General features: G+C 69.7%; 24 protein-coding genes and 1 tRNA gene. All 25 read left to right on the top strand.

Annotated features, from left to right (window positions below; all coding sequences use genetic code 11):
- The first annotated feature begins 157 nt into the window (after positions 1–157).
- A complete protein-coding gene (glyA, locus tag OG959_RS10840) occupies positions 158–1,441 on the top strand; it encodes a serine hydroxymethyltransferase (protein ID WP_326657949.1) in 1,284 nt (427 codons plus the stop codon).
- A 122-nt stretch (positions 1,442–1,563) separates the two neighbouring features.
- Positions 1,564–1,635, top strand: a tRNA-Arg gene (locus OG959_RS10835).
- Between the two features lie 198 nt (positions 1,636–1,833).
- On the top strand, positions 1,834–2,247 hold the full coding sequence (locus tag OG959_RS10830) for a response regulator (protein ID WP_024490816.1): 414 nt from the start codon (positions 1,834–1,836) through the stop codon (positions 2,245–2,247).
- 55 nt (positions 2,248–2,302) lie between these two features.
- Entirely contained in the window at positions 2,303–3,367 is a 1,065-nt protein-coding gene (gene nrtL, locus OG959_RS10825) for an ArgS-related anticodon-binding protein NrtL (protein ID WP_326657948.1), read from the top strand.
- Between the two features lie 21 nt (positions 3,368–3,388).
- Positions 3,389–4,780 carry a diaminopimelate decarboxylase gene (lysA, locus tag OG959_RS10820; RefSeq protein WP_326657947.1) on the top strand — a complete coding sequence of 464 codons (1,392 nt, stop codon included), beginning with the start codon at positions 3,389–3,391 and terminating at the stop codon, positions 4,778–4,780.
- Between the two features lie 125 nt (positions 4,781–4,905).
- On the top strand, positions 4,906–6,207 hold the full coding sequence (locus tag OG959_RS10815) for a homoserine dehydrogenase (protein WP_326657946.1): 1,302 nt from the start codon (positions 4,906–4,908) through the stop codon (positions 6,205–6,207).
- Between the two features lie 6 nt (positions 6,208–6,213).
- Positions 6,214–7,284 (top strand): threonine synthase, encoded by a 1,071-nt coding sequence (gene thrC / locus OG959_RS10810; RefSeq protein ID WP_326657945.1) that lies wholly within the window; start codon positions 6,214–6,216, stop codon positions 7,282–7,284.
- 457 nt (positions 7,285–7,741) lie between these two features.
- Positions 7,742–8,659, top strand: coding sequence for a homoserine kinase (thrB, locus tag OG959_RS10805; protein WP_326657944.1), 918 nt, complete (start codon positions 7,742–7,744; stop codon positions 8,657–8,659).
- Between the two features lie 386 nt (positions 8,660–9,045).
- Positions 9,046–11,109 carry a transcription termination factor Rho gene (rho, locus tag OG959_RS10800; RefSeq protein WP_326657943.1) on the top strand — a complete coding sequence of 688 codons (2,064 nt, stop codon included), beginning with the start codon at positions 9,046–9,048 and terminating at the stop codon, positions 11,107–11,109.
- A gap of 355 nt (positions 11,110–11,464) precedes the next feature.
- Entirely contained in the window at positions 11,465–12,565 is a 1,101-nt protein-coding gene (locus OG959_RS10795; RefSeq protein ID WP_326657942.1) for an LCP family protein, read from the top strand.
- Positions 12,566–12,719: 154 nt separating this feature from the next.
- The gene (gene rpmE / locus OG959_RS10790; protein ID WP_326657941.1) at positions 12,720–12,944 is read left to right on the top strand and encodes a 50S ribosomal protein L31; all 225 of its coding nucleotides are present in this window, start codon (positions 12,720–12,722) and stop codon (positions 12,942–12,944) included.
- Positions 12,945–13,095: 151 nt separating this feature from the next.
- Positions 13,096–14,172, top strand: a complete 1,077-nt coding sequence (gene prfA, locus OG959_RS10785; RefSeq protein ID WP_148020731.1) for a peptide chain release factor 1 — start codon at positions 13,096–13,098, stop codon at positions 14,170–14,172.
- A gap of 61 nt (positions 14,173–14,233) precedes the next feature.
- Positions 14,234–15,079, top strand: coding sequence for a peptide chain release factor N(5)-glutamine methyltransferase (prmC, locus tag OG959_RS10780; RefSeq protein WP_148020732.1), 846 nt, complete (start codon positions 14,234–14,236; stop codon positions 15,077–15,079).
- Between the two features lie 46 nt (positions 15,080–15,125).
- Positions 15,126–15,773 (top strand): L-threonylcarbamoyladenylate synthase, encoded by a 648-nt coding sequence (locus OG959_RS10775; RefSeq protein WP_326657940.1) that lies wholly within the window; start codon positions 15,126–15,128, stop codon positions 15,771–15,773.
- Positions 15,770–16,411, top strand: coding sequence for an arsenate reductase/protein-tyrosine-phosphatase family protein (locus OG959_RS10770; RefSeq protein WP_306083207.1), 642 nt, complete (start codon positions 15,770–15,772; stop codon positions 16,409–16,411). The genes OG959_RS10775 and OG959_RS10770 overlap by 4 nt, the downstream gene beginning before the upstream one ends.
- Before the next feature lie 177 nt (positions 16,412–16,588).
- Positions 16,589–17,851, top strand: a complete 1,263-nt coding sequence (glyA, locus tag OG959_RS10765) for a serine hydroxymethyltransferase (protein WP_326657939.1) — start codon at positions 16,589–16,591, stop codon at positions 17,849–17,851.
- A 116-nt stretch (positions 17,852–17,967) separates the two neighbouring features.
- On the top strand, positions 17,968–19,353 hold the full coding sequence (locus OG959_RS10760) for an MraY family glycosyltransferase (RefSeq protein ID WP_326666321.1): 1,386 nt from the start codon (positions 17,968–17,970) through the stop codon (positions 19,351–19,353).
- 259 nt (positions 19,354–19,612) lie between these two features.
- Positions 19,613–20,050, top strand: a complete 438-nt coding sequence (locus tag OG959_RS10755) for a hypothetical protein (RefSeq protein WP_219570458.1) — start codon at positions 19,613–19,615, stop codon at positions 20,048–20,050.
- Between the two features lie 226 nt (positions 20,051–20,276).
- Positions 20,277–21,098, top strand: a complete 822-nt coding sequence (gene atpB, locus OG959_RS10750; RefSeq protein WP_148020738.1) for a F0F1 ATP synthase subunit A — start codon at positions 20,277–20,279, stop codon at positions 21,096–21,098.
- Positions 21,099–21,165: 67 nt separating this feature from the next.
- Positions 21,166–21,414, top strand: a complete 249-nt coding sequence (gene atpE / locus OG959_RS10745) for an ATP synthase F0 subunit C (protein WP_018102636.1) — start codon at positions 21,166–21,168, stop codon at positions 21,412–21,414.
- A gap of 37 nt (positions 21,415–21,451) precedes the next feature.
- Positions 21,452–21,997 carry a F0F1 ATP synthase subunit B gene (locus tag OG959_RS10740; RefSeq protein WP_136328757.1) on the top strand — a complete coding sequence of 182 codons (546 nt, stop codon included), beginning with the start codon at positions 21,452–21,454 and terminating at the stop codon, positions 21,995–21,997.
- The gene (locus OG959_RS10735) at positions 21,994–22,809 is read left to right on the top strand and encodes a F0F1 ATP synthase subunit delta (RefSeq protein WP_326657938.1); all 816 of its coding nucleotides are present in this window, start codon (positions 21,994–21,996) and stop codon (positions 22,807–22,809) included. The genes OG959_RS10740 and OG959_RS10735 overlap by 4 nt, the downstream gene beginning before the upstream one ends.
- Before the next feature lie 140 nt (positions 22,810–22,949).
- Positions 22,950–24,521: a F0F1 ATP synthase subunit alpha gene (gene atpA, locus OG959_RS10730; RefSeq protein ID WP_326657937.1), complete on the top strand. Its 1,572-nt coding sequence runs from the start codon at positions 22,950–22,952 to the stop codon at positions 24,519–24,521.
- A 3-nt stretch (positions 24,522–24,524) separates the two neighbouring features.
- Complete coding sequence (locus tag OG959_RS10725) at positions 24,525–25,442, top strand: F0F1 ATP synthase subunit gamma (RefSeq protein WP_148020741.1); 918 nt, start codon at positions 24,525–24,527, stop codon at positions 25,440–25,442.
- Positions 25,442–26,884, top strand: a complete 1,443-nt coding sequence (gene atpD / locus OG959_RS10720) for a F0F1 ATP synthase subunit beta (protein WP_136328753.1) — start codon at positions 25,442–25,444, stop codon at positions 26,882–26,884. The genes OG959_RS10725 and atpD overlap by 1 nt, the downstream gene beginning before the upstream one ends.
- Positions 26,885–26,890 lie beyond the last annotated feature (6 nt).

The following is a 26,890-nucleotide window of genomic DNA, read 5'->3' as shown; positions in this document are numbered from 1 at the left end:
TCGCTGCGACTGGCGCGCGCCCCTGCCGGGGCGCTCAGTGGAATCGACCACGAGGGAGCGGCACACCCCGGGCCCGCCCGGGGCGTCATCTCCGGAGAGCCGTCCGCCTGGGCATCCGGGTCCACGCCGCAGCAAGCGGCCGACCCGGGAGGATCCCGTGACCGCATCCGTACCCTCGCACCCCCGCCACCCCGCCCTGGCGGCGGCCGATCCGGAACTCGCCGCGCTGGTGGCCGCCGAGGAACAACTCCAGGCCGACACCCTCCGCCTGATCCCCAGCGAGAACTACGTCTCCGCAGCCGTGCTGGAGGCATCCGGCACCGTCCTCCAGAACAAGTACTCCGAGGGCTACCCGGGCAAGCGGTACTACGAGGGCCAGCAGATCATCGACCAGGTCGAGACGCTCACCGTCGAACGGGCCAAGGCGCTCTTCGGCATGGACCACGCCAATGTCCAGCCCTACTCCGGCTCCCCGGCCAACCTCGCCGTCTACCTGGCCTTCCTCAAGCCCGGCGACACCGTGCTCGGCATGTCCCTCCCGATGGGCGGCCACCTCACCCACGGCTGGGGTGTCTCGGCCACCGGCACCTGGTTCAACGGCGTCCAGTACGGAGTGCGGCGGGACACCGGCCGCGTCGACCTGGACGAGGTCCGCGACCTGGCCCTCGCCGAGCGGCCCAAGCTGATCTTCTGCGGCGGCACCGCCGTCCCCCGCGAGATCGACTTCGCCGGCTTCGCCGAGATCGCCCGCGAGGTGGGCGCCGTCCTCGTCGCGGACATCGCCCACATCGCCGGCCTGATCGCCGGCGGCGCCCACCCCTCGCCGGCCCCGCACGTGGACGTGGTCTCCACCACCACCCACAAGACCCTGCGCGGCCCGCGCGGCGCGATGCTGCTGAGCCGGGCCGAACACGCCCGCGCCCTCGACCGCGCCGTCTTCCCCGGCCTCCAGGGCGGCCCGCACAACCAGACCACGGCGGCCATCGGCGCAGCCCTGCGTGAAGCCGCCGCACCGGACTTCCGCACCTACGCCCACGACGTGGTGACCAACGCCCGCACCCTGGGCGAGGAACTGGCGGCCCGCGGCTTCGACCTCGTCTCGGGAGGCACGGACAACCACCTCCTCCTCATCGACCTCACGGACAAGGACGTCCCCGGCAAGACCGCGGCCAAGGCCCTGGACCGCGCCGGCATCGTCGTGAACCACAACACCGTCCCCTACGACCCCCGCAAGCCCTTCGACCCCTCGGGCATCCGCATCGGCACCCCGGCCCTGACGTCACGGGGCATCCCCGCCGCCGAGATGGCCACCGTCGCGGGCTGGATCGACCGCGTGGTCGACGCCGCCCGCACCGGCGACGAGTCCGCCGTCACGACGGTCCGCGCCGAGGTGAAGGCGCTGATGGACGGGTATCCGGCACCGGGGCTGCCGGTCGGCTGATGCGGTACGCGGCGATGGGCCCGGGCGCTCCGGTCCCATCGCCGCGACGCGGAAATACCTGTTCACGGACACCCCGTGGAAGCTGGTAGTGTTTCACCCGTCGCCGAGCAACACAGCGATACGCCCCCGTAGCTCAGGGGATAGAGCATCGGCCTCCGGAGCCGGGTGCGCAGGTTCGAATCCTGCCGGGGGCACTTCCGGAATCAAGGCTCTGGCCAGCAGAAATGCTGACCAGAGCCTTTTTGCATGGCCCGACGCACCTGAGCTGGCCGTGCTCGCACGCACATCCGGCCACCCCCCGCCCCACCCGTCCGGGGGCGGAAGTGGGCAAAACCCGGACGCAGCCACTCCGCCCCGCCTACTCTCGAAGAGTGTCAGGGGCATGCGGCCGCGTGCTTGTTGTCGACGACAACAAGGTCATCCGGCAGTTGATCAGGGTCAATCTCGAGCTGGAGGGCTTCGAGGTCGTGACCGCGGCCGATGGTGTCGAGTGTCTGGATCTGGTGCATCGGGTCAGTCCCGATGTGATCACGCTCGACGTCGTGATGCCCCGGCTGGACGGACTGCAGACGGCCACCAGGCTGCGCTCCGACCCACGCACCCGGCATCTGCCCGTCGCGATCATCAGCGCGTGCACGCCGTACGAGGTGGACAACGGTGTCGCGGCGGGCGTCGACGCGTTCCTGGCGAAGCCCTTCGAGCCGAGCGAGCTGGTGCGGGTCGTAAGGCAGTTGATGGAGCGCGGGCGCCCGCCGGTGCTCGACGGCAGGCAGGGGGCCGGACGGGCGGAGAGCGCCGCCGGGTGACCGGATGGCGAAACGCGTTGGCGAAAGGCCCCCCTTTCTCCCATACGCTTGTCCCGTGACCCCCGCCGATCTCTCCCTGACCGTGCTGCGCGCCGTGCGCCGCGCGGTCGACGAGAACGCTTTGCGCGCGCCCGTGCCCGCGCGTGTGCGAGTGGAGAGGACACGGCCCGGCGGACGCGGTGACTACGCCAGCGCCGTCGCGCTCCAGCTCGCCGGGCCCGCCGCCCTGTCCGCGCGGGAAGTGGCCGAGATCCTGCGGGAGCGGGTGGCCGGGGCGCCCGGCGTCGGGCAGGTCGAGATCACCGGGCCCGGATTCCTGAACTTCACGCTCGACGCCTCCGCCGACGCGTACGGGGCGCTGCTGTCCCGGGTGCGCGAGCAGGGGCCGCGGTACGGGCACGGCGACGCGCTCGCCGGCGACCTGCTGCGATTCAGCCACGCGCGCGAGATCCGGGCCGCCGTCACCGCCGACGCGGTGGGCAGGCTCGCACGGGCGCAGGGCGCGCGCGTCCACATCGGCTGCGAGGGGGCGCCCGATCCGGACTGGGCGCGGCTCGGGATCACCGTCGAGGCCGAGGCCGGGGAACCGTTCCCCATGGAGATACGGCCCGTCCCCGCCGGCGCCACCGCAGGGGAACTGCTCCGCCGGCTCGGGCCCGACGCGACCCGCTGGGGTCTGCTGCGGCCCGCCGGGCACGACCGGGCGCCTCTCGGCGACGACCTCCTCGTCCAGGGCGAGGGCAACGCGCTGTTCCTGGTCCGCTACGCACACTCCCGTGTCCACGCGCTGACCCACGCCGCCGCTCTCCTCGGTTTCGCGAGCGACCCCGGCCAGGAGCCCGCAGGTGCCGAGTCGGACGCGCTGCTCACCCTCCTCGCCGACCACCCCGCCGCGCTGCTCGCCGCCGCACGCCACCGCGCTCCCGACCGGCTCGCCCGGCACCTCGAAGCGGTCGCACGCGCCCTCCTCGACTTCCACGACGCCGCCTCACCGCTTCCCGTCGGGGACGAGAAACCCTCGGCCGCCCACCGCTCCCGGCTCGCCCTCGCCGAGGCCGCCGGGACGGTGCTGGCCGGTGGCCTGTCCCTGCTCGGTATCAGCGCACCCCGACACCTCTGAGAGACCCGAGAGAGCATCACGATGAGCCGATCCGCACACCCCGCCGGGCCCCGTCACGCCGACGTCATGACGGAGGGCCACTACAGCGCCCCCGCCGAGGACCTCAACGTCCTGGACGAGAAGGTCTGGGCCCGCACGGTCACCCGGGACGAGCACGGCGCCCTGACCGTCGGCGGGATCGAAGTCGCCCGTCTGGCCGAGGAGTTCGGCACACCGGCCTACTTCCTCGACGAGTCCGACTTCCGCGCCCGCTGCCGCGCCTGGTCCGACGCGTTCGGACCCGGCGCCGACGTCTTCTACGCCGGCAAGGCCTTCCTCTCCCGCGCCGTCGTGCGCTGGCTCCAGGAGGAGGGGCTCAATCTCGACGTCTGCTCCGGCGGCGAGCTGACCACCGCGCTGGACGCGGGCATGCCCGCCGCGCGCATCGCCTTCCACGGCAACAACAAGACCGTCGACGAGATCGAGCGGGCCGTCTCGGCCGGCGTGGGCCGGATCGTGCTCGACTCCTTCCAGGAGATCGTCCGCGTCGCCCACATCGCGCAGCGCCTCGGCCGGCGCCAGCCCGTACAGATCCGGGTGACCGTCGGCGTCGAGGCGCACACCCACGAGTTCATCGCCACCGCGCACGAGGATCAGAAGTTCGGCATCGCGCTCGCCGACGGGCAGGCCGCCGAGGCCGTCCGCAGGGCCCTCACCCTCGACGGTCTCGAACTCATCGGCATCCACTCCCACATCGGCTCGCAGATCTTCGACATGGCCGGCTTCGAGGTCTCCGCGCGCCGCGTGGTGCAGCTGCTGGCCGAGGTGCGCGACGAGCACGGCATCGAATTGCCCGAGATCGACCTCGGCGGCGGCCTCGGCATCGCGTACACCTCCGACGACGACCCGCGCGAGCCGCACGAGATCGCCAAGGCGCTCGGCGACATCGTGACCCGCGAGTGCGAGGCCAACGGGCTCGCCACCCCCCGGATCTCCGTCGAGCCCGGCCGCGCCATCGTCGGGCCCACGGCATTCACGCTGTACGAGGTCGGCACCATCAAGCCCCTGGAGGGGCTGCGTACGTACGTCAGCGTCGACGGCGGCATGTCGGACAACATCCGCACCGCGCTGTACGACGCCGAGTACAGCGTCGCCCTCGTCTCGCGCACCTCGGACGCCGAGCCGATGCTGGTGCGGGTCGTCGGCAAGCACTGCGAGAGCGGTGACATCGTGGTCAAGGACGCGTTCCTGCCGTCCGACCTGGCCCCCGGCGACCTGATCGCGGTCCCGGCGACCGGTGCGTACTGCCGTTCCATGGCGAGCAACTACAACCACGCCCTGCGTCCGCCCGTCGTCGCCGTGCGCGACGGACAGGCCCGGGTCATCGTCCGGCGCGAAACGGAGGAAGATCTTCTGCGTCTCGACGTCGGATGACGCCGTATTTCCGGGCGGATACCACCGGAACCCGCTAAACATCTCAGGATCCGGACGGGTGGCGGAAACCCCCGTCCGGTGAGTGAGACTGGTTCACACATCAGATGTAAAGGAAACGAGGTCGGATGATGCGTACGCGTCCGCTGAAGGTGGCGCTGCTGGGCTGTGGAGTGGTCGGCTCAGAGGTGGCCCGCATCATGACGACGCACGCCGACGACCTCGCCGCGCGCATCGGCGCACCGGTGGAGCTCGCCGGCGTCGCCGTGCGCCGGCCCTCCAAGGTCCGCGAGGGCATCGACCCCGCGCTGATCACCACCGATGCGACCGCCCTGGTCAAACGGGGCGACATCGACGTCGTCATCGAGGTCATCGGCGGCATCGAGCCGGCCCGCACGCTCATCACCACCGCCTTCGAGCACGGCGCGAGCGTCGTCTCCGCCAACAAGGCACTGCTCGCCGAGGACGGCGCCGCCCTGCACGCCGCCGCCGAGCAGCACGGCCGGGACCTCTACTACGAGGCCGCCGTGGCCGGTGCCATCCCGCTCGTACGGCCGCTGCGCGAGTCCCTCGCCGGCGACAAGGTCAACCGGGTCCTCGGCATCGTCAACGGCACCACGAACTTCATCCTCGACAAGATGGACACCAGCGGCGCCGGATACTCGGAGGCGCTCGACGAGGCCACCGCCCTCGGATACGCGGAGGCGGACCCGACCGCCGACGTCGAGGGCTTCGACGCCGCCGCCAAGGCCGCGATCCTCGCCGGAATCGCCTTCCACACCCGGGTGAGGATCGGCGACGTGCACCGCGAGGGCATCACCGAGGTCACCGCCGCCGACATCGCCTCCGCCCGCCGCATGGGCTGCACCGTCAAGCTCCTCGCCATCTGCGAGCGGGCAGCCGACGGGCAGTCCGTCACGGCCCGCGTGCACCCCGCGATGATCCCGCTCAGCCACCCGCTGGCCTCCGTCCGCGAGGCGTACAACGCGGTGTTCGTCGAGGCCGAGGCCGCCGGGCAGCTGATGTTCTACGGCCCCGGCGCCGGTGGCGCACCGACCGCCTCCGCGGTCCTCGGTGACCTCGTCGCGGTCTGCCGCAACAAGCTCAACGAGGCCCCCGGGCCCGGAGAGTCCGCGTACACGCGTCTGCCGGTGAGCCCCATGGGTGACGTCGTCACGCGGTACCACATCAGCCTCGACGTGGCCGACAAGCCGGGCGTGCTCGCCCAGGTAGCGACGGTCTTCGCCGAACAGGGCGTATCCATCGATACGGTCCGCCAGAAAGGCCGACAGGACGGAGGCGGCGAGGCCTCCCTCGTCGTCGTCACCCACCGCGCGCCCGACGCCGCCCTTTCCGGGACCGTCGAGGCGCTGCGCAAGCTCGACACCGTGCGCGGTGTCGCCAGCATCATGCGTGTTGAAGGGGAGTAAGGACCCATGACCACCAAGGGCACCCACCAGTGGCGCGGCATCATCGAGGAGTACCGGGACCGTCTTCCGGTCACGAGCACGACGCCTGTCGTCACGCTCCGTGAGGGCGGTACGCCGCTCGTTCCCGCTCAGGTCCTCTCCGAGCGCACGGGCTGCGAGGTGCACCTCAAGGTCGAGGGCGCCAACCCCACCGGGTCCTTCAAGGACCGCGGTATGACCATGGCCATCACCCGGGCCAAGGAGGAGGGCGCGCAGGCCGTCATCTGCGCCTCCACCGGCAACACCTCCGCCTCCGCCGCCGCCTACGCGGTACGGGCCGGAATGGTCTGCGCCGTCCTCGTGCCGCAGGGCAAGATCGCGCTCGGGAAGATGGGCCAGGCGCTCGTCCACGGCGCCAAGATCCTCCAGGTCGACGGAAACTTCGACGACTGCCTGACGCTGGCCCGCCAGCTCTCGGACAACTACCCCGTGGCGCTGGTCAATTCGGTCAACCCGGTGCGTATCGAGGGCCAGAAGACCGCCGCCTTCGAGATCGTCGACGCGCTCGGCGACGCCCCGGACATCCACGTCCTCCCGGTCGGCAACGCGGGCAACATCACCGCGTACTGGAAGGGGTACACGGAGTACGCCGGGGACGGCCTGGCCACGCACAAGCCGCGGATGTGGGGCTTCCAGGCCTCCGGTTCCGCGCCCATCGTGCGCGGCGAGATCGTCAAGGACCCGTCGACCATCGCCACCGCGATCCGGATCGGCAACCCGGCCTCCTGGCAGTTCGCGCTCAACGCGCGGGACGAGTCGGGCGGCTTCATCGACGAGGTGACGGACCGCCAGATCCTGGCGGCCTACCGTCTGTTGGCCTCGCAGGAGGGCGTCTTCGTGGAGCCCGCGTCGGCCGCGTCCGTCGCCGGTCTGCTCAAGGCCGCCGAAGAGGGCAAGGTCGACCCCGGCCAGAAGATCGTCTGCACGGTCACCGGCAACGGCCTGAAGGACCCGGACTGGGCCGTCGCCGGCGCCCCCCAGCCGGTCACCGTCCCGGTCGACGCGGTCACCGCCGCCGAGAAGCTGGGCCTCGCGTAGCGGTACCCCGCCACAGGGCGGCCGCACCCCGGGCCGGACGACGGGCCCCGGGTGCGGCCGCGGCAGCGGCTTATCGGAAAGCCGACTCAAACGCCTCTTTTAGGGGCAGAGAGCGCATCGAAGGGGTGCGACACGCATCGTGCGCCTCCTGTGCGCCCTATGTCGCGACAGAACCTTCCTTCGATAAGCTGTACCCAACCCGCCCCGCCGTATGAGCCGGGGTGCTCGGGCCGTTGCGGCCGTCGGTTCATTCCCCGGATCAGGGCCGTATCCGCCGCCGCACGCGTCCGGAAGAATCCCCACCCCGGAAATCCCCGAACCCGGCAGAATCCCGAAGAACCGCACAGAAGCAGAACGAAGAGCCGCACAGAGCAGAACCCGAAGAGCCGCGAAAGCCCCGAAAGAACCCGCAGCTCCTCGTATTCCCCGCCGCCTCACAAGGAGAGTCGTCAGAGCGATGGCCGGTCCCGCCTTCCGAGCCGCCGCCGTCCGGGTGCGCGTCCCCGCAACCAGCGCCAACCTGGGCCCGGGTTTCGACGCCCTCGGCCTGTCGCTGGGCCTCTATGACGACGTGGTCGTCCGGGTCGCCGACTCCGGGCTGCACATCGACATCGCCGGAGAGGGCGCGGACACGCTGCCCCGCGACGAGAAGCACCTGCTCGTACGGTCCCTGCGCACGGCCTTCGACCTGCTCGGCGGACAGCCCCGCGGGCTGGAGATCGTCTGCGCCAACCGCATTCCGCACGGCCGCGGCCTCGGCTCCTCCTCCGCCGCCATCTGCGCCGGCATCGTCGCCGCCCGCGCTGTGACGACCGGCGGCGACGCCCGGCTCGACGACGCGGCCCTGCTGGAGCTCGCCACTGAGATCGAGGGCCACCCCGACAACGTCGCGGCCTGCCTGCTGGGCGGATTCACCCTCGCGTGGATGGACGGCGGATCGGCTCGCGCCATCAGGATGGATCCCGCGGATTCCATCGTTCCGGTGGTTTTCGTTCCGGGCAAGCCGGTGCTCACCGAGACCGCCCGCGGACTGTTGCCGCGTACCGTCCCGCACGTCGACGCCGCCTTCAACGCCGGCCGCGCCGCGCTGCTCGTCGAGGCCCTGACCAGGCGCCCCGAGCTGCTGCTCACGGCCACCGAGGACCGGCTCCACCAGGAGTACCGCGCACCGGCGATGCCGCAGAGCGTGGAACTCGTCAACCGGCTGCGCGCCGACGGCGTGCCCGCGGTGATCTCCGGTGCCGGGCCGACCGTGCTGGCGCTGGCCGAGGACGGTGCGGCCGACAAGGTCGCACGGCTGGCGGGCGAGGGATGGGCGGCCAATCGGCTCGCTCTCGACGCCCAGGGTGCGAGCGTGCTGCCGCTCGCGCCTTAGCGAGAAGTGATTGCCGGTGAGTGAGAGGGGGAATGTTTGTTGGAGCCGGTAGTGTTAACCTCAAGTCTGCAATCGACGTCTATGTGGCGCGTTGCTTCGTGTCCCTTTCCGGGACCACCTTTTCTTCCGGGAGCCTCCCCAACTGCCTGAGCAGCCTGCCTGAGCAGTTTCGAGCACGCTCCGGAACCGGCACGACACCCCTCGCTTGTCCAGGAGTGGGCCGAGCAGGGGGATGCTCGCGCCGGGCCCATGCACACGTTCATCTCTCCGCCGTACCTATCCGGCGGACCACCGCCCCGGCACGGTCCGCACCGAAGACCGCAGTCGGACAGCACAACCGGTCGCCGAGCCAGAAGGCCGACGTCCGCTCCAGGGAAGGACCCTTCGTGAGCGACACCACCGATCTGATGGGCGTGACTGCCGACAAGAGCGTCGACAGCGCCGCGCCCGCCGAAGGTGCTGCCACTGGCACCACCGCACGGCGCCGCCGCTCCGGCACCGGCCTTGACGGCATGGTCCTGGCCGAGCTGCAGCAGGTCGCGTCCGGCCTCGGGATCAAGGGCACTGCGCGGATGCGCAAGAGCCAGCTGATCGAGGTCATCAAGGAGACCCAGGCCGGCGGCTCCTCCGCGCCCAAGGCCAAGGCCGCCTCGGCCCCCGCCGAAGAGGCGGAGACCAAGCCGAAGCGCCGGGCCACCTCCAAGGCGCGCACCGGCGCCGGGGACGAGACCCCGGCCGCCGCACCCGCCGAGAAGGCCACGGCCCAGCAGCAGATCGACATCCCCGGCCAGCCGGCCAGCGACGACCAGCCCACGGGCGAGCGTCGTCGGCGCCGTGCGACCGCGCAGGCGGGCAGCCCGGACAGTAAGGCGGACACCAAGGCGCAGGCCAAGGACCGCACGCAGGACGAGCCGAAGCACGAGGCCCCTGCCGAGGACCGTTCCGAGTCCAAGGCCGAAGCCGCCGCGGACAACGCCGAAGGCCGCCGTGGCGAGCGCCAGGACCGCGGCCAGCGCGGTGAGCGGGGCGAACGCGGCGAGCGCCGTGAGCGTCAGCGCGACCGTCGCGGCAAGGGCGACGAGCAGGGCGGCGGCCAGGGCGGCCAGCGTCAGCGTCAGGGCGGCCAGGGCGGCCAGGGCGGCGGCCAGGGCGGCCAGGGGCAGAACCAGGGCCAGCAGGGCGGCGGCGGACCGCAGGACGACTTCGACGACGAGGGCGGCCGTCGTGGCCGCCGGGGCCGCTACCGCGACCGCCGCGGCCGTCGTGGCCGCGACGACTTCGCGAGCGACGCCCCGCCGGTCACCGACGACGACGTCCTGATCCCCGTCGCGGGCATCCTGGACATCCTCGACAACTACGCGTTCATCCGGACCTCCGGCTACCTGCCGGGCCCGAACGACGTGTACGTCTCGCTCGCCCAGGTCCGCAAGAACGGCCTGCGCAAGGGTGACCACGTCACCGGTGCCGTGCGCCAGCCCAAGGACGGCGAGCGCCGCGAGAAGTTCAACGCGCTGGTCCGCCTCGACTCGGTCAACGGCATGGCGCCCGAAACCGGCCGCGGCCGCCCGGAGTTCCAGAAGCTGACGCCGCTCTACCCGCAGGACCGGCTCCGTCTGGAGACCGACTCCAACATCCTGACGACGCGGATCATCGACCTGGTCGCGCCCATCGGCAAGGGCCAGCGAGGCCTGATCGTGGCCCCGCCGAAGACCGGTAAGACCATGATCCTCCAGGCGATCGCCAACGCGATCACGGTCAACAGCCCCGAGTGCCACCTGATGGTCGTCCTGGTCGACGAGCGTCCGGAAGAGGTCACCGACATGCAGCGGTCGGTGAAGGGCGAGGTCATCTCCTCGACCTTCGACCGTCCCGCCGAGGACCACACCACCGTCGCCGAGCTGGCCATCGAGCGCGCCAAGCGTCTCGTCGAGCTGGGTCACGACGTGGTCGTCCTGCTGGACTCGATCACCCGTCTGGGACGCGCGTACAACCTCGCCGCCCCGGCCTCCGGACGCATCCTGTCCGGTGGTGTCGACTCGACCGCGCTCTACCCGCCGAAGCGCTTCTTCGGTGCGGCGCGCAACATCGAGGACGGCGGTTCGCTGACCATCCTGGCCACCGCGCTCGTCGAGACCGGCTCGCGCATGGACGAGGTGATCTTCGAGGAGTTCAAGGGCACCGGCAACATGGAGCTCAAGCTCGACCGCAAGCTCTCCGACAAGCGCATCTTCCCGGCGGTGGACGTCGACGCGTCCAGCACCCGTAAGGAAGAAATCCTGCTCGGCAGTGACGAGTTGGCGATTGTCTGGAAGCTGCGCCGGGTGCTCCACGCGCTGGACCAGCAGCAGGCGATCGAACTCCTCCTGGACCGGATGAAGAAGACCCAGTCCAACGCGGAGTTCCTGCTCCAGATCCAGAAGACGACGCCGGCTCCGGGCAACAACGACTAGTCGCAGCCCGTCGGCAGTACTCGGGGCCGCCCCCGGCACTTCGGTGCCGGGGGCGGCCCCGTGCCGTTGCCGTCCCGAGACCTTCGCCACACGGCCGGTGGGCCCACAGCCACGTCCCGTTGCCTGTAGCAGGCAAGAAACCGCAGGTGAGCGCCGGGCGACCGGCTGCTCCCGCGCTCCGTGAACACGTCCCGGGTCCGCCCGGAGGTGACAGGCCCCTGTGCAACCCTTCTTGTCGCCGCCGCGTCGTAACCAAGAGCGACACCACGCGTGACGTCATGGGTGACAAAGCGGCATACAGACCCGCACACCATTGCAGGGGGTAGCCGGGAGCAGTCGAGGAACGAGGAGACGGATGAGTGACCAGAGCGGGAGCAGCAGCCGAATACGGGCCACCGGCAAACGCCGGAGGAAGCCGTCCCGCCGCCGCAGGGCGACCGTCATAGCCGCGTGGAGTCTGGCCGGTCTCGTCGTCGTCGGCGGATCCGGTCTCGGCTACGCGTACTTCCACCTCAACGGCAATCTCAAGGCCGTCGACATCAACAACGCGCTGGGCAAGGACCGCCCCGACAACGTCGACAACGGCTCCGAGGACATCCTCGTCCTCGGCTCGGACTCCCGGTCCGGCGCCAACGCGCAGTACGGCGAGGACCAGGGCGGCGCCCGCTCGGACACCGCGATGGTCGTGCACGTCAACAAGGGCCACAGGACGGCGAGCGTCGTCTCCATCCCGCGCGACACCCTCGTCACCCGGCCCGAGTGCACCGGCGACGAGAGCGGACAGGCCGTCGCCGGGGAGCAGCGGGCGATGTTCAACACGGCGTACGAGGTCGGCGGACCGGCCTGCGCGGTGAAGACCGTCGAGTCGATGTCCGGGATCCGCATGGACCACTACATCGAGGTCGACTTCACCGGATTCAAGAAGCTGGTCGACAAGCTCGGCGGCGTCGAGATCACCACCAAGCAGGCGATCAACGACTCCAAGAGCCATCTGAACCTCGAACCCGGGACCCACACCCTGAACGGCGAGGAGTCGCTCGGTCTCGTCCGCACCCGCAAGAGTGTCGGCGACGGCAGCGACCTCGGCCGCATCCAGCTCCAGCAGGCCTTCATCAAGGCGCTGATGGAACAGGCCAAGAGCGTGGGCATCCTCAACGGCACCAAGCTGTACGGCATCGCGGACACCGCGACCAAGGCCATCACCACCGACTCCGACCTCGGCTCGGTCAAGGAACTCGCGTCCTTCGCGAGCGGCCTGAAGGGGCTCGGCTCGGACGACGTCCACATGGTGACCCTGCCCGTCGAGTACGACCCGGCCGACCCGAACCGCGTCATCCCGCAGGAGGAGGCCGGCAAGCAGGTGTGGCAGGCGCTCCTGAACGACCGGCCGATCCCCGCCTCCGCCACCGAGAAGTCGGCGGGCGACAAGGGTGACGCCGGGCAGATCGTGCAGTGACGGACCCGCCCGCGGACGGCAGCGGGAATAGCGGGCGGCCGACCCTCGTTTTGGGAGATACGGCCAGTCCTGGCAGACTGGTACGTCGGCCCCGGTTCACGGACGCGCAATCCGCGCGTACGACCCGGCGCCCTCCCGAACCTAGGAGAAACCCTTGAAGCGCGACATTCACCCCCAGTACGTCGAGACGCAGGTCAGCTGCACCTGTGGCGCGTCGTTCACCACCCGGTCGACCCTGGACAACGGCGCCATCCGTGCCGACGTCTGCTCCGAGTGCCACCCGTTCTACACGGGCAAGCAGAAGATCCTCGACACCGGTGGCCGCGTGGCCCGCTTCGAGGCCCGCTTCGGCAAGGCCGCCGGCTCCGCCAGCAAGTAGCGAGCCACTGCGCCGGTCCTTGGCGCCCTCTTCCCGGGGGCGCCGGGACCGGCGTTTTTTTCCGGCCGGGACGACGGCGACCCCGTCATCCCGCCCGGCAGGCACCCGCCGGCCGGCAGGCACGACGATCGAAGAAACCAGGAGCCCGAAGATGTTCGAGGCGGTCGAGGAACTGATCGGCGAACAGTCCGATCTCGAGAAGAAGCTCGCGGACCCGTCGGTCCACGCCGACCAGGCCAACGCGCGCAAGCTCAACAAGCGCTACGCCGAGCTGACCCCGATCGTCGCCACGTACCGCTCCTGGAAGCAGACCGGCGACGACATCGAGACGGCCCGCGAGTTCGCCGCCGACGACCCCGACTTCGCCGCCGAGGTCAAGGACCTGGAGAAGGAGCGCGAGGAGCTCACCGAGAAGCTCCGCCTCCTGCTCGTACCCCGTGACCCCAGTGACGACAAGGACGTGCTCCTGGAGATCAAGGCGGGCGCGGGCGGCGACGAGTCCGCCCTGTTCGCCGGTGATCTGCTGCGCATGTACCTGCGCTACGCCGAGCGCGTCGGCTGGAAGACCGAGATCATCGACTCCACCGAGTCCGAGCTCGGCGGCTACAAGGACGTCCAGGTCGCCGTGAAGACCAAGGGCGGCAACGGGGCGACCGAGCCCGGCCAGGGCGTCTGGGCCCGGATGAAGTACGAGGGCGGCGTGCACCGTGTGCAGCGCGTTCCCTCCACCGAGTCCCAGGGCCGCATCCACACCTCCGCCGCCGGTGTGCTCGTCACGCCCGAGGCCGAGGAGGTCGACGTCGAGATCCACGCCAACGATCTCCGTATCGACGTGTACCGCTCCTCCGGCCCCGGCGGCCAGTCCGTCAACACCACGGACTCCGCGGTCCGCATCACGCACCTGCCCACCGGTGTCGTGGCCTCCTGCCAGAACGAGAAGAGCCAGCTCCAGAACAAGGAGCAGGCCATGCGTATCCTGCGGTCGAGGCTTCTCGCCGCGGCCCAGGAAGCCGCCGAGCAGGAAGCGTCCGACGTACGCCGCAGCCAGGTGCGCACGGTCGACCGGTCCGAGAAGATCCGTACGTACAACTTCCCGGAAAACCGCATCTCGGACCACCGCGTCGGCTTCAAGGCGTACAACTTGGACCAGGTGCTCGACGGGGAGCTGGACGCTGTGATCCAGGCCTGTGTCGACGCCGACTCCGCAGCCAAGCTCGCCGCCGCGTAAGGGCGGTCGCCCTGAGCCCCGAGCCCCACCGCCCCGCTCGTAACCCGTACGGAGAACCGCGATGAACCTGCTGCTCGCCGAGGTGGCCCAGGCCACCCAGCGGCTGGCCGACGCCGGTGTCCCTTCACCGCGATTCGACGCGGAGGAACTCGCCGCGTTCGTGCACGGCGTCAAGCGGGGCGAGCTGCACAACGTGCCGGACGCCGACTTCGACGCCCGCTACTGGGAGACCATCGCCCGGCGCGAGGCCCGCGAACCGCTCCAGCACATCACCGGCCGCGCCTTCTTCCGCTACCTGGAGCTCCAGGTCGGGCCCGGCGTCTTCGTGCCCCGGCCGGAGACCGAGTCGGTCGTCGGCTGGGCGATAGACGCCGTCCGCGCGATGGACGTCGTCGAGCCGCTGATCGTCGATCTGTGCACCGGATCGGGCGCCATCGCCCTCGCCATGGCCCAGGAGGTGCCGCGCTCGCGCGTGCACGCCGTGGAGCTGTCCGAGGACGCCCTCAAATGGACCAGGAAGAACGCCGAGGAGTCCAGGGTCACCGTGCACCGCGGAGACGCCCTGACGGCCCTTCCCGAGCTCGACGGCCAGGTCGACCTGGTCATCTCCAACCCGCCGTACATCCCGCTCACCGAATGGGAGTACGTGGCCCCCGAGGCCCGTGACCACGACCCGGAGATGGCCCTCTTCTCGGGCGAGGACGGCCTCGACACCATCCGCGGCATCGAGCGCACCGCCCACCGTCTGCTGCGTCCCGGTGGCCTCGTCGTCATCGAGCACGCCGACACCCAGGGCGGCCAGGTGCCGTGGATCTTCACCGAGGAGCGGGGCTGGGCCGACGCGGCCGACCACCCCGACCTCAACAGGCGCCCCCGGTTCGCCACGGCCCGCAAGGCCATGCCGTGACCGGAGGAAACCACCCCTACCCGTACATGCTTGAGGAGGCCGGCTGATGGCACGGCGATACGACTGCAACGACGCCACGGACCGCACGATGGGTCTGCGCGAGGCCGCGTCCGCCGTCCGCCGCGGCGAACTGGTCGTGCTGCCCACCGACACCGTGTACGGGATCGGTGCGGACGCCTTCAGTTCCGAGGGCGTCGTCGACCTCCTGGAGGCCAAGGGCCGCGGCCGCAACATGCCGACGCCCGTCCTCATCGGCTCGCCGAACACCCTGCACGGCCTGGTCACCGACTTCTCGGAGCAGGCGTGGGAGCTGGTGGACGCGTTCTGGCCGGGCGCGCTCACGCTCGTCGCCAAGCACCAGCCGTCGCTCCAGTGGGACCTCGGTGACACCCGCGGCACCGTCGCCATCCGGATGCCGCTGCACCCGGTCGCCATCGAGCTGCTCACGGAGGTCGGCCCGATGGCCGTCTCCAGCGCCAACCTCACAGGACACCCCTCGCCCGAGGACTGCGACGCCGCCCAGGAGATGCTCGGCGACTCCGTGTCCGTGTACCTCGACGGCGGCCCGACCCCGGGCATCGTCCCGTCCTCGATCGTCGACGTCACCGGCAAGGTGCCGGTCCTGCTGCGCGCCGGTGCGCTCTCCGCGGAGGAGCTGCGCAAGGTGGTACCCGACCTTGAGGTGGCCAATTGACCGCCCCTGAGGGGCGTGGCATAGCGGGGCAGACCGACACCTTCCGCATCCTCCACGTCAGCACCGGCAACGTCTGCCGCTCACCGATCACCGAGCGGCTGACGCGGCATGCCCTCGTGGACCGCCTGGGCGACCCGCTCCAGGGCGGGCTGATCGTGGAGAGCGCGGGCACCTGGGGACACGAGGGTGCCCCGATGGAGGCGAACGCGGAGGTGGTCCTCGCCGACTTCGGCGCCGACGCCACCGGCTTCGTCGGCCGCGAACTGCTCGACGAACACGTGATCCGCGCCGACCTGGTGCTCACCGCCACCCGCGACCACCGGGCCCAGGTGATCTCGATGGGCCACTCGGCCGGACTGCGCACCTTCACGCTCAAGGAGTTCACCCGGCTGGTACGGGCGATAGACCCCGCGACGCTGCCCGACGCGAGCGACGAGGGCGTCGTCGAGCGCGCCCGCGCCCTGGTCCGTGCGGCCGCCGCGCTGCGCGGCTGGCTGCTGGCCCCGACCGCCGAGGCCGACGAGGTCTACGACCCATACGGCGCCCCCATCACCTTCTTCCGGTCCATCGGCGACGAGATCAACCAGGCCCTGGACCCGGTCGTCACCGCGCTGACGGGCGTCTCGGCACCGCGCTGAAGCCACGCCGGCAAGGCCGTCCGTGCCGTTCTGAGGGCCGTACGCCGAGGGCCGGGTCTCCGATAGGCCGGGCGGGTGCGCCACGGCTCACGACAGCAGGCAGCGGCCCCGCCGCAGGCCTACATTGGAGCTGACGTCACCGCCGGGCGTCACCCGTCCCCAGGCCCGGAGCCCCCGATGCCGGTCACCACTGCTGCTGCCGCACCCTCCGCCGTCGCCGCCCTGCCGCAGGACTTCGACGCCCTGCTCCGGGAGGATCCGGAGGTCGCCGACGTCCTGGTGGGGGAGCTCCACCGGCAGTCCGAGACCCTCCAGCTGACCGCGGCGGAGAACTTCACCTCACCCGCCGTCCTGGCCGCCCTCGGCTCCCCGCTGGCCAACAAGTACGCCGAGGGGTACCCCGGCGCCCGCCACCACGGCGGCTGCGAGCAGGCGGACGCCGCCGAACGCATCGCGATCCGCCGCGCCACCGCGCTCTTCGGCGCCGAGCACGCCAACGTGCAGCCCCACTCCGGATCCTCGGCCGTCCTCGCGGCGTACGCGGCGCTGCTGCGGCCCGGCGACACGGTCCTCGCGATGGGACTCCCGTACGGCGGCCATCTGACGCACGGTTCGCCCGCCAACTTCTCCGGCCGCTGGTTCGAGTTCATCGGGTACGGGGTGGACTCCGAGAGCGGCCTGATCGACTACCACCAGGTCCGCACCCTGGCCCGCACGCACCGCCCCAAGGCGATCGTCAGCGGCTCGATCTCCTATCCCCGTCACCCCGACCACGAGCTGTTCCGGGAGATCTGCGACGAGGTGGGCGCCTACCTCATCGCCGACTCCGCGCACCCGATGGGACTGATCGCCGGGGGAGCGGCGCCGAACCCCGTCCCGTACGCGGACGTGGTCTGCGCCACCACGCACAAGGTGCTGCGGGGGCCGCGCGGCGGCATGATCCTGTGCGGCGCGGAGCTGGCGGAGCGCATCGACCGGGCCGTCTTCCCGTTCACCCAGGGCGGCGCCCAGATGCACACGGTGGCGGCGAAGGCCGTCGCGTTCGGCGAGGCGGCCGCGCCCGCCTTCGCCGCGTACGCCCACCACGTCGTCAACCACGCCCGGGTCCTGGCGGCCGGCCTGGAGGCCGAGGGCTTCGACGTCACCACCGGGGGCACCGACACCCACCTGATCGTCGCCGACCCGGCCCCGCTCGGTGTCGACGGCCCCACCGCCCGGACCCGGCTGGCCGCGGCCGGCCTGGTGCTGGACACCTGCGCGCTGCCGTACGGGGACGCCCGCGGCATCAGGCTCGGCACCGCGGCCGTCACCACCCAGGGCATGGACGACACCGACATGGCGCGCCTCGCGGTGCTGATGGGGTCCGCGGTGCGCGAGGAGGGCGATGTGGCGGCGGAGGTGCGGGAGATGGCGGCACAGCATCCGCCCTACCCGGGGTGAAATAGCCCATTATGTCCGCAATGGTGGCAGCCTGTGCAACCACCGCGGGGGCCTGCGTGTCCTCAACCATGAGGCCGACGTAGCTACAGTGTGGGCTGAGATGGCCGGCGATATTTCTGGGGCAGCCCGTGCGTGATTACCTGCTGACGCTCTGTGTCACGGCCGCGGTGACGTATCTGCTCACCGGCCCGGTGCGTAAGTTCGCCATCGCGGTCGGGGCGATGCCCGCGATCCGTGCGCGTGACGTCCACCGCGAACCGACACCGAGGCTCGGCGGCATCGCCATGTTCGGCGGGCTGTGCGCCGGGCTGATCGTCGCCGATCATCTGGCCAACCTCGACGGCGTCTTCGAGCTCTCCAACGAACCGCGCGCGCTGCTCTCCGGAGCGGCCCTGATCTGGCTGATCGGCGTCCTGGACGACAAGTTCGAGATCGACGCCCTGATCAAGCTGGGCGGGCAGATGATCGCCGCGGCGGTCATGGTGCTCCAGGGCCTCACGATCCTGTGGCTGCCGATCCCGGGTGTCGGCACGGTCCCGCTCACCCAGTGGCAGGGCACGCTGCTCACGGTCGCGCTCGTCGTCATCACCATCAACGCGGTCAACTTCGTCGACGGCCTGGACGGCCTGGCGGCCGGCATGGTGTGCATCGCCTCGGCCGCGCTCTTCCTCTACACCTACCGGCTCTGGTACGGGTACGGGATCGAGGCCGCGGCCCCCGCGACGCTCTTCACGGCGATCCTGATGGGCATGTGCCTCGGCTTCCTGCCGCACAACATGCATCCCGCGCGGATCTTCATGGGGGACTCCGGGTCGATGCTGATCGGCCTGGTCCTCGCCGCAGGTGCGATCTCCGTCACCGGACAGGTCGACCCGGACGCGATGAAGCTCTTCGCGGGAAGCGAACGGCAGGCGACCCACGCGATGCTGCCGGTCTTCATCCCGCTGCTCCTGCCGCTGACGATCATCGCCATCCCCGCGGCGGACCTGGTGCTGGCGATCGTGCGGCGCACCTGGAACGGCCAGTCGCCGTTCGCGGCGGACCGCGGCCATCTGCACCACCGGCTGCTGGAGATCGGCCATTCGCACAGCCGGTCGGTGCTGATCATGTACTTCTGGTCGGCCCTGATCGCCTTCGGCGCGGTCGGCTACTCGGTGCACTCGACGTCGATGTGGATCGTGCTCCTGATCGTGGGGCTGAGCGCGCTCGGCCTGATCCTGCTGCTGATGCCCCGGTTCACCCCGCGCGCCCCGCGATGGGCGGAGCGCTTCGTACCGCCGCGGTACCGCCGACGCCGGCGCGAGACGGAGCCCGGGACGGGGTCCTCGCAGGGGCTGGAGAGCCAACAGGGGCCCCTGGGTGATCAGATGGGGCAGAATGGGCACGAGGCCGCCCCGCAGGCCCCGATCGCCGCAGGAGTGTCCGGCGTCAACGGAGCGACGGCGATCGGTCACCGTTCGCGCTTCGCGGACCGGCGCAAGGCCGATTCGACGCGTCATTGATTCGGGCGTCAAGGGGCATTACCAGACAAGTCGTTGAGTTGTCTTGCTCACACGCGCTAATTAGCTCTCGCGTGTGACAGCAAGCACACTTTCTAGGTAAAGACCTCATCAAATAGTTTGTGATACCGTTCACGAACCCGGTGACAGAGCCGAAGGACCTGAGTAGCACGGTCCCTTGGCCCCGAGGCATCGACTCGGACCGGGCCTACGCTCGTCCATGACGACACACTGCCCACCCCCAGCAAGCGGAGCTGCCGCCATGCCGTCCAACGACGTCCGGACTCTCCTCCAGACCGCCGTACCCACCGCTGTCGCCGGCGCAGTCGCCGCCGCGATCAGCGCTGGCGTCGCCGGTGGCAAGGGAGCCCTGGGCGCGATCGTTGCGACGATCGTGGTCATCCTCTTCATGGGGATCGGGCTGATGGTCCTGCAACGGACCGCCCGGTCCATGCCCCACCTTTTCCAGGCGATGGGTCTCGCGCTGTACACGGCGCAACTCCTGCTGCTGTTCATCTTCGTCGCCGTATTCAAGAACACCTCGCTGTTCAACCCGAAGGCCTTCGCGATCACCCTGGTCGTGACGACACTCGTGTGGATCGGCGCACAGGCGCGTGCGCACATGAAGGCCAAGATCCTTTACGTGGAACCCGAGTCCGACAAGGACGAAAAGCCCAAAAAGCCCGGGTCCGCAGCGTGAAGGGTAGGGGCGGAATAAGTGCAGGTTCGCGACCCTGCTATCGTCCGGTTCCAACTGCGGCACTGCGGGCGCGGGCATGTGAGCTGACGCCTGCTCGATCGCGAGGCTCAAATGCCTGACTGCCGCTCACACATCCGAAACACCAGTCCAGTGCCGAACCGCGGCTGCGCGCCGCGCCGACACAACGAGGTTGCCGTACCTATGCGCCACGCTGAAGGAGCCCGCGGTGAGTGCTGACCCGACACAGGTGCTCGCCTTCGAGACCGATTGCCACATCTTCGACGGTTGTGGTTTCCCGGCACCCGGCCTGCACTCGTTCCTGTTCGAGCCCCTCTGGGGCGACGCGGACAGCAACTTGTACTTCAACAAGACGATGCTGCTGGCCCTGCTCGGCTCGGTCATCATCGTTGGCTTCTTCTGGGCCGCCTTCCGTAAGCCGAAGTTGGTGCCCGGCAAGCTTCAGATGGTGGCCGAGGCCGGATACGACTTCGTCCGCCGCGGCATCGTCTACGAGACGATCGGCAAGAAGGACGGCGAGAAGTACGTCCCGCTGATGGTCTCCCTGTTCTTCGTCATCTGGATGATGAACCTCTGGTCCATCATCCCGGTTGCCCAGTTCCCCGTGACGGCGATCATTTCGTATCCGGCGGCTCTCGCCGGGATCGTCTACATCCTGTGGGTCGTCCTGACCTTCAAGAAGCACGGTTTCGTCGGAGCGTTCAAGAACTTCACGGGCTACGACAAGAGCCTCGGCGGGGTCCTGCCCCTCTCGATGACCATCGAGTTCTTCTCGAACCTGCTGGTCCGGCCGTTCACGCACGCGGTCCGACTGTTCGCCAACATGTTCGCGGGGCACACGCTCCTGCTGCTCTTCACGATCGCCAGCTGGTACCTGCTCAACGGCATCGGCTTCGCCTACGCAGGCGTGTCGTTCGTGATGGTCATCGTGATGACCGCCTTCGAGCTCTTCATCCAGGCTGTCCAGGCCTACGTGTTCGTGCTGCTGGCCTGCAGCTACGTCCAGGGCGCTCTCGCCAAGGGCCACTGAGCACCCACCTCCTGAAGCACCCGGTGGCCAACCCCCACCGGACATTGAAAGAGAAGGAAGAACCGGCATGTCCGCTCTCCAGACCCTCGCCGCCGGCGTCGAAATCAAGGGCAACCTCGGCTCGATCGGTTACGGCCTCGCCGCGATCGGCCCCGGCGTCGGCATCGGCATCATCTTCGGTAACGGCACCCAGGCGCTCGCCCGTCAGCCCGAGGCTGCCGGTCTCATCCGCGCCAACCAGATTCTCGGCTTCGCCTTCTGTGAGGCGCTCGCCCTGATCGGTCTGGTCATGCCGTTCGTCTACCCGACCTCCTGACCGGTCGCGAACAGCCCATTCGACGGAAGGCACTGACGTGAACCCCCTGGTTCAGCTCGCGGCGGAGGAAGCGGAAAACCCGCTCATTCCGCCGATCCCTGAGCTCGTCATTGGCCTCATCGCTTTCGTCATCGTCTTCGGCTTCCTCGCCAAGAAGCTCCTCCCGAACATCAACAAGGTTCTGGAAGAGCGCCGCGAGGCCATCGAAGGCGGTATCGAAAAGGCCGATGCGGCCCAGACCGAGGCCCAGAGCGTTCTTGAGCAGTACAAGGCTCAGCTCGCCGAGGCCCGCCACGAAGCCGCTCGTCTGCGCCAGGAGGCGCAGGAGCAGGGCGCCGTGATCCTGCAGGAAATGAGGGCGGAAGGCCAGCGGCAGCGCGAGGAGATCGTCGCTGCCGGCCACGCCCAGATCGAGGCCGACCGCAAGGCCGCTGCTTCGGCGCTGCGTCAGGACGTGGGCAAGCTCGCCACCGACCTGGCCGGCAAGCTCGTCGGCGAGTCCCTCGAGGACCACGCCCGGCAGAGCGGCACCGTCGACCGTTTCCTCGACGAGCTCGAGGCGAAGGCCGAGGCAGTCCGATGAACAGCGCGAGCCGCGAGGCACTGGCTGCCGCACGCGAGCGGCTCGACGCGCTGACCGACAACACGTCGGTCGACGCGGCGAAGCTCGCCGAGGACCTGGCCGGCGTCACGGCGCTGCTGCACCGCGAGGTGTCGCTGCGCCGGGTCCTGACCGACCCGGCGCAGGCCGGCGAGGCCAGGGCCGAGCTGGCCGGACGGCTGCTGGGCGGCCAGGTGGGCGGCGAAGCCCTCGACCTGGTCTCCGGCATGGTCCGCTCGCGCTGGTCGCAGTCGCGTGACCTGGTCGACTCGATCGAGGAGCTGGCGAACACCGCCGACCTCACCGCCGCCCAGCGCAGCGGAGACCTCGACGACGTCGAGGACGAGCTGTTCCGGTTCGGCCGGATCGTGGCCTCGGACACCGGGCTGCGCTCCGCACTCACCAGCCGGACCGCGACCCCCGCCGCCAAGGGCGAGCTGCTGCGCAGCCTGCTCGGCGGAAAGGCGCGGCCCACCACCGAGCGCATCGTCACGCGGCTTGTCACCCAGCCCCGTGGACGTAGCCTGGAAGCGGGACTCGAGTCCCTTTCCAAGCTCGCCGCGGACCGCCGGGACCGCGTGGTGGCAGTCGTCACCTCGGCTGTGCCGCTCAGTGACCGGCAGAAGCAGCGTCTCGGCGCCGCGCTGGCGAAGATCTACGGCCGGCAGATGCACCTGAGCCTGGACGTGGACCCCGAGGTCCTCGGCGGGATCGTGGTGCGGGTCGGCGACGAGGTCATCAACGGCACCATCGCGGAACGCCTCGACGAGGCGACCCGTCGCATGGCCGGCTGACGCAGCGCGACGTACCAAACAGAACAGAGCAAGACCAGCGGCCCGGTTGGGCCGTGCAGAAATTGCAGAAGATTCCTGGGGGTCGGCCCCCAGACCCCCTTAAGAAACTTCGGGCCCAACAAGGAGAGCAGGGAACCCAGATGGCGGAGCTCACGATCCGGCCGGAGGAGATCCGGGACGCACTGGAGAACTTTGTCCAGTCGTACCAGCCGGACGCGGCCTCGCGCGAGGAGGTCGGAACGGTCAGCGTTGCCGGCGACGGCATCGCGAAGGTGGAGGGCCTGCCCTCCGCCATGGCGAACGAACTGCTGAAGTTCGAGGACGGAACCCTCGGTCTCGCCCTCAACCTCGAAGAGCGCGAGATCGGTGCGATCGTCCTCGGCGAGTTCAGCGGAATCGAGGAGGGCCAGCCGGTGCAGCGCACCGGTGAGGTGCTCTCCGTCGGCGTCGGCGAGGGTTACCTCGGCCGCGTCGTCGACCCGCTCGGCAACCCGATCGACGGCCTCGGCGAGATCGCGACCGAAGGCCGTCGCGCCCTCGAACTGCAGGCCCCTGGCGTCATGGTCCGTAAGTCGGTGCACGAGCCGATGCAGACCGGCTACAAGGCCGTCGACGCCATGGTGCCGATCGGCCGCGGCCAGCGTCAGCTGATCATCGGCGACCGTCAGACGGGTAAGACCGCGCTGGCCGTCGACACGATCATCAACCAGCGCGACAACTGGCGCTCGGGCGACGTGAACAAGCAGGTGCGCTGCATCTACGTCGCCATCGGTCAGAAGGGCTCCACCATCGCCTCCGTGCGAGGTGCCCTGGAAGAGGCCGGCGCGCTCGAGTACACGACCATCGTCGCCGCCCCGGCGTCCGACCCGGCCGGCTTCAAGTACCTGGCGCCGTACACCGGCTCGGCCATCGGCCAGCACTGGATGTACGACGGCAAGCACGTTCTGATCATCTTCGACGACCTCTCGAAGCAGGCCGACGCCTACCGCGCCGTGTCGCTTCTGCTGCGCCGTCCGCCGGGCCGTGAGGCCTACCCGGGCGACGTCTTCTACCTGCACTCGCGTCTGCTGGAGCGTTGCGCCAAGCTCTCCGACGACATGGGCGCCGGTTCGATGACGGGCCTTCCGATCGTCGAGACCAAGGCGAACGACGTGTCGGCGTTCATCCCGACCAACGTCATCTCCATCACCGACGGCCAGTGCTTCCTGGAGTCCGACCTGTTCAACGCGGGTCAGCGTCCGGCGCTCAACGTCGGTATCTCGGTCTCCCGAGTCGGTGGCTCCGCCCAGCACAAGGCCATGAAGCAGGTTTCCGGCCGACTGCGCGTGGACCTCGCCCAGTTCCGTGAGCTGGAGGCGTTCGCCGCCTTCGGTTCCGACCTGGACGCGGCCTCCAAGGCGTCGCTGGAGCGCGGTAAGCGCATGGTCGAGCTGCTGAAGCAGCCGCAGTACGCCCCGTTCCCGATGGAGGAGCAGGTCGTCTCCGTCTGGGCCGGCACCACGGGCAAGATGGATGACGTCCCGGTCGAGGACATCCGTCGCTTCGAGAGCGAGCTGCTCGAGTTCCTGCGCCGTGAGCGCAAGGACCTCCTGACCAGCATCGCCGAGGGCGGCAAGATGTCCGACGACACGCTGCAGTCGGTCGCCGACGCGATCGCCGCCTTCAAGCAGCAGTTCGAGACCTCGGACGGCAAGCTCCTGGGCGAGGGCTGATCGATGGGCGCTCAGCTTCGCGTTTACAAGCGCCGCATCCAAGCCGTCACCGCGACCAAGAAGATCACCAAGGCGATGGAGATGATCGCCGCCTCGCGCATCGTCAAGGCGCAGCGCAAGGTGACGGCGTCGATGCCGTACGCGACCGAGCTCACCCGCGCGGTGACCGCGGTGGCGACCGGCTCCAACACCAAGCACCCGCTCACCACCGAGGCCGAGTCCCCGGTGCGGGCCGCGGTCCTGCTCCTCACGAGCGACCGCGGTCTGGCCGGCGGCTACTCCTCCAACGCCATCAAGGCGGCGGAGAAGCTGCGGGAGCGGCTGGCGGCCGAGGGCAAGGAGGTCGACACGTACATCGTCGGCCGTAAGGGTGTCGCCTACTACGGCTTCCGCGAGCGCAAGGTCGTGGAGTCGTGGACCGGCTTCACCGACAGCCCGGAGTACGCGGACGCCAAGAAGATCGCCGCGCCCCTGATCGAGTCCATCACCAAGGACACGGCCGAGGGCGGCGTCGACGAGCTGCACATCGTCTTCACCGAGTTCGTGTCGATGATGACGCAGAACGCGGTCGACGGCCGGATGCTGCCGCTCTCGATCGACGAGGTCGCGAAGGAGAGCACGGAGAAGGACGAGATCCTTCCCCTGTTCGACTTCGAGCCGTCGGCGGAGGACGTCCTCGACGCCCTTCTGCCGCGCTACGTCGAGAGCCGCATCTACAACGCACTGCTGCAGGCTGCCGCTTCCGAGCACGCCGCCCGCCGCCGCGCGATGAAGTCGGCGACCGACAATGCCGGGGACCTGATCAAGAGCCTCTCCCGGCTTGCCAACGCGGCCCGCCAGGCCGAAATCACCCAGGAAATTAGCGAGATCGTCGGCGGTGCAGGTGCGCTGGCCGACGCGTCCGCGGGGAGTGACAAGTAATGACGACGACAGTTGAGACGGCCGCTGCCACGGGCCGCGTCGCCCGGGTCATCGGCCCGGTCGTCGACGTGGAGTTCCCCGTCGACGCGATGCCGGAGATCTACAACGCCCTGCACGTCGAGGTCGACGACCCGGCCGAGGCCGGCGCTCGTAAGACGCTGACCCTCGAAGTCGCCCAGCACCTGGGTGACGGCGTGGTCCGTGCGATCTCGATGCAGCCCACCGACGGTCTGGTCCGCCAGGCCCCGGTGACCGACACGGGCGCGGGCATCACCGTTCCCGTCGGTGACATCACCAAGGGCAAGGTGTTCAACACCCTCGGTCAGATCCTGAACGAGCCGGAGGCCGAGGCGCAGATCACCGAGCGCTGGCCGATCCACCGCAAGGCCCCGGCCTTCGACCAGCTCGAGTCGAAGACCGAGATGTTCGAGACCGGCCTGAAGGTCGTCGACCTGCTGACCCCGTACGTCAAGGGCGGCAAGATCGGTCTGTTCGGTGGTGCGGGCGTCGGCAAGACGGTCCTCATCCAGGAAATGATCATGCGTGTGGCGAAGCTGCACGACGGTGTGTCGGTGTTCGCCGGCGTCGGTGAGCGCACCCGTGAGGGCAATGACCTCATCGACGAGATGACGGACTCGGGCGTTCTGGAGAAGACCGCGCTGGTCTTCGGCCAGATGGACGAGCCGCCGGGCACGCGTCTTCGCGTGGCCCTGTCCGCCCTGACCATGGCGGAGTACTTCCGCGATGTGCAGAAGCAGGACGTGCTGCTCTTCATCGACAACATCTTCCGCTTCACGCAGGCCGGTTCCGAGGTCTCCACGCTGCTCGGCCGTATGCCGTCCGCCGTGGGTTACCAGCCGACCCTGGCCGACGAGATGGGTGTGCTCCAGGAGCGCATCACCTCGACGCGTGGTCACTCGATCACCTCGATGCAGGCGATCTACGTCCCCGCGGACGACCTGACCGACCCGGCCCCGGCCACCACGTTCGCCCACCTCGACGCGACGACGGTTCTCTCCCGTCCGATCTCCGAGAAGGGCATCTACCCGGCCGTGGACCCGCTGGACTCCACGTCCCGCATCCTGGACCCGCGCTACATCGCGCAGGACCACTACGACACGGCCAGCCGTGTCAAGGGGATCCTGCAGAAGTACAAGGACCTCCAGGACATCATCGCGATCCTCGGTATCGACGAGCTGGGCGAGGAGGACAAGCTCGTTGTCCACCGTGCCCGTCGCGTCGAGCGCTTCCTGTCGCAGAACACCCACGCCGCCAAGCAGTTCACCGGCCTGGACGGTTCGGACGTTCCGCTCGACGAGTCGATCGCCGCGTTCAACGCGATCTGTGACGGGGAGTACGACCACTTCCCCGAGCAGGCGTTCTTCATGTGCGGTGGCATCGAGGACCTGAAGGCCAACGCCAAGGAGCTCGGCGTCTCCTGAGCCTCC

The organism is Streptomyces sp. NBC_00385 (genome assembly GCF_035917155.1).
GTDB classification, from domain to species: Bacteria; Actinomycetota; Actinomycetes; order Streptomycetales; family Streptomycetaceae; genus Streptomyces; species Streptomyces poriferorum.
Note: the sequence above shows the minus strand (reverse complement) of the source record. Positions and strands in the feature narration are given on the sequence as shown.

Excerpts from the sequence above, each read along its gene's own strand:
- glyA (WP_326657939.1), top strand. The coding sequence starts at position 16,589 with ATGCCGGTCACCACTGCTGCTGCCGCACCCTCCGCCGTCGCCGCCCTG.
- OG959_RS10815 (WP_326657946.1), top strand. The coding sequence starts at position 4,906 with ATGATGCGTACGCGTCCGCTGAAGGTGGCGCTGCTGGGCTGTGGAGTG.
- atpD (WP_136328753.1), top strand. The coding sequence starts at position 25,442 with ATGACGACGACAGTTGAGACGGCCGCTGCCACGGGCCGCGTCGCCCGG.
- OG959_RS10735 (WP_326657938.1), top strand. The coding sequence starts at position 21,994 with ATGAACAGCGCGAGCCGCGAGGCACTGGCTGCCGCACGCGAGCGGCTC.
- OG959_RS10755 (WP_219570458.1), top strand. The coding sequence starts at position 19,613 with ATGCCGTCCAACGACGTCCGGACTCTCCTCCAGACCGCCGTACCCACC.
- atpA (WP_326657937.1), top strand. The coding sequence starts at position 22,950 with ATGGCGGAGCTCACGATCCGGCCGGAGGAGATCCGGGACGCACTGGAG.
- lysA (WP_326657947.1), top strand. The coding sequence starts at position 3,389 with ATGAGCCGATCCGCACACCCCGCCGGGCCCCGTCACGCCGACGTCATG.
- thrC (WP_326657945.1), top strand. The coding sequence starts at position 6,214 with ATGACCACCAAGGGCACCCACCAGTGGCGCGGCATCATCGAGGAGTAC.
- OG959_RS10775 (WP_326657940.1), top strand. The coding sequence starts at position 15,126 with ATGGCACGGCGATACGACTGCAACGACGCCACGGACCGCACGATGGGT.
- OG959_RS10725 (WP_148020741.1), top strand. The coding sequence starts at position 24,525 with ATGGGCGCTCAGCTTCGCGTTTACAAGCGCCGCATCCAAGCCGTCACC.
- prmC (WP_148020732.1), top strand. The coding sequence starts at position 14,234 with ATGAACCTGCTGCTCGCCGAGGTGGCCCAGGCCACCCAGCGGCTGGCC.
- atpE (WP_018102636.1), top strand. The coding sequence starts at position 21,166 with ATGTCCGCTCTCCAGACCCTCGCCGCCGGCGTCGAAATCAAGGGCAAC.
- OG959_RS10795 (WP_326657942.1), top strand. The coding sequence starts at position 11,465 with ATGAGTGACCAGAGCGGGAGCAGCAGCCGAATACGGGCCACCGGCAAA.
- prfA (WP_148020731.1), top strand. The coding sequence starts at position 13,096 with ATGTTCGAGGCGGTCGAGGAACTGATCGGCGAACAGTCCGATCTCGAG.
- thrB (WP_326657944.1), top strand. The coding sequence starts at position 7,742 with ATGGCCGGTCCCGCCTTCCGAGCCGCCGCCGTCCGGGTGCGCGTCCCC.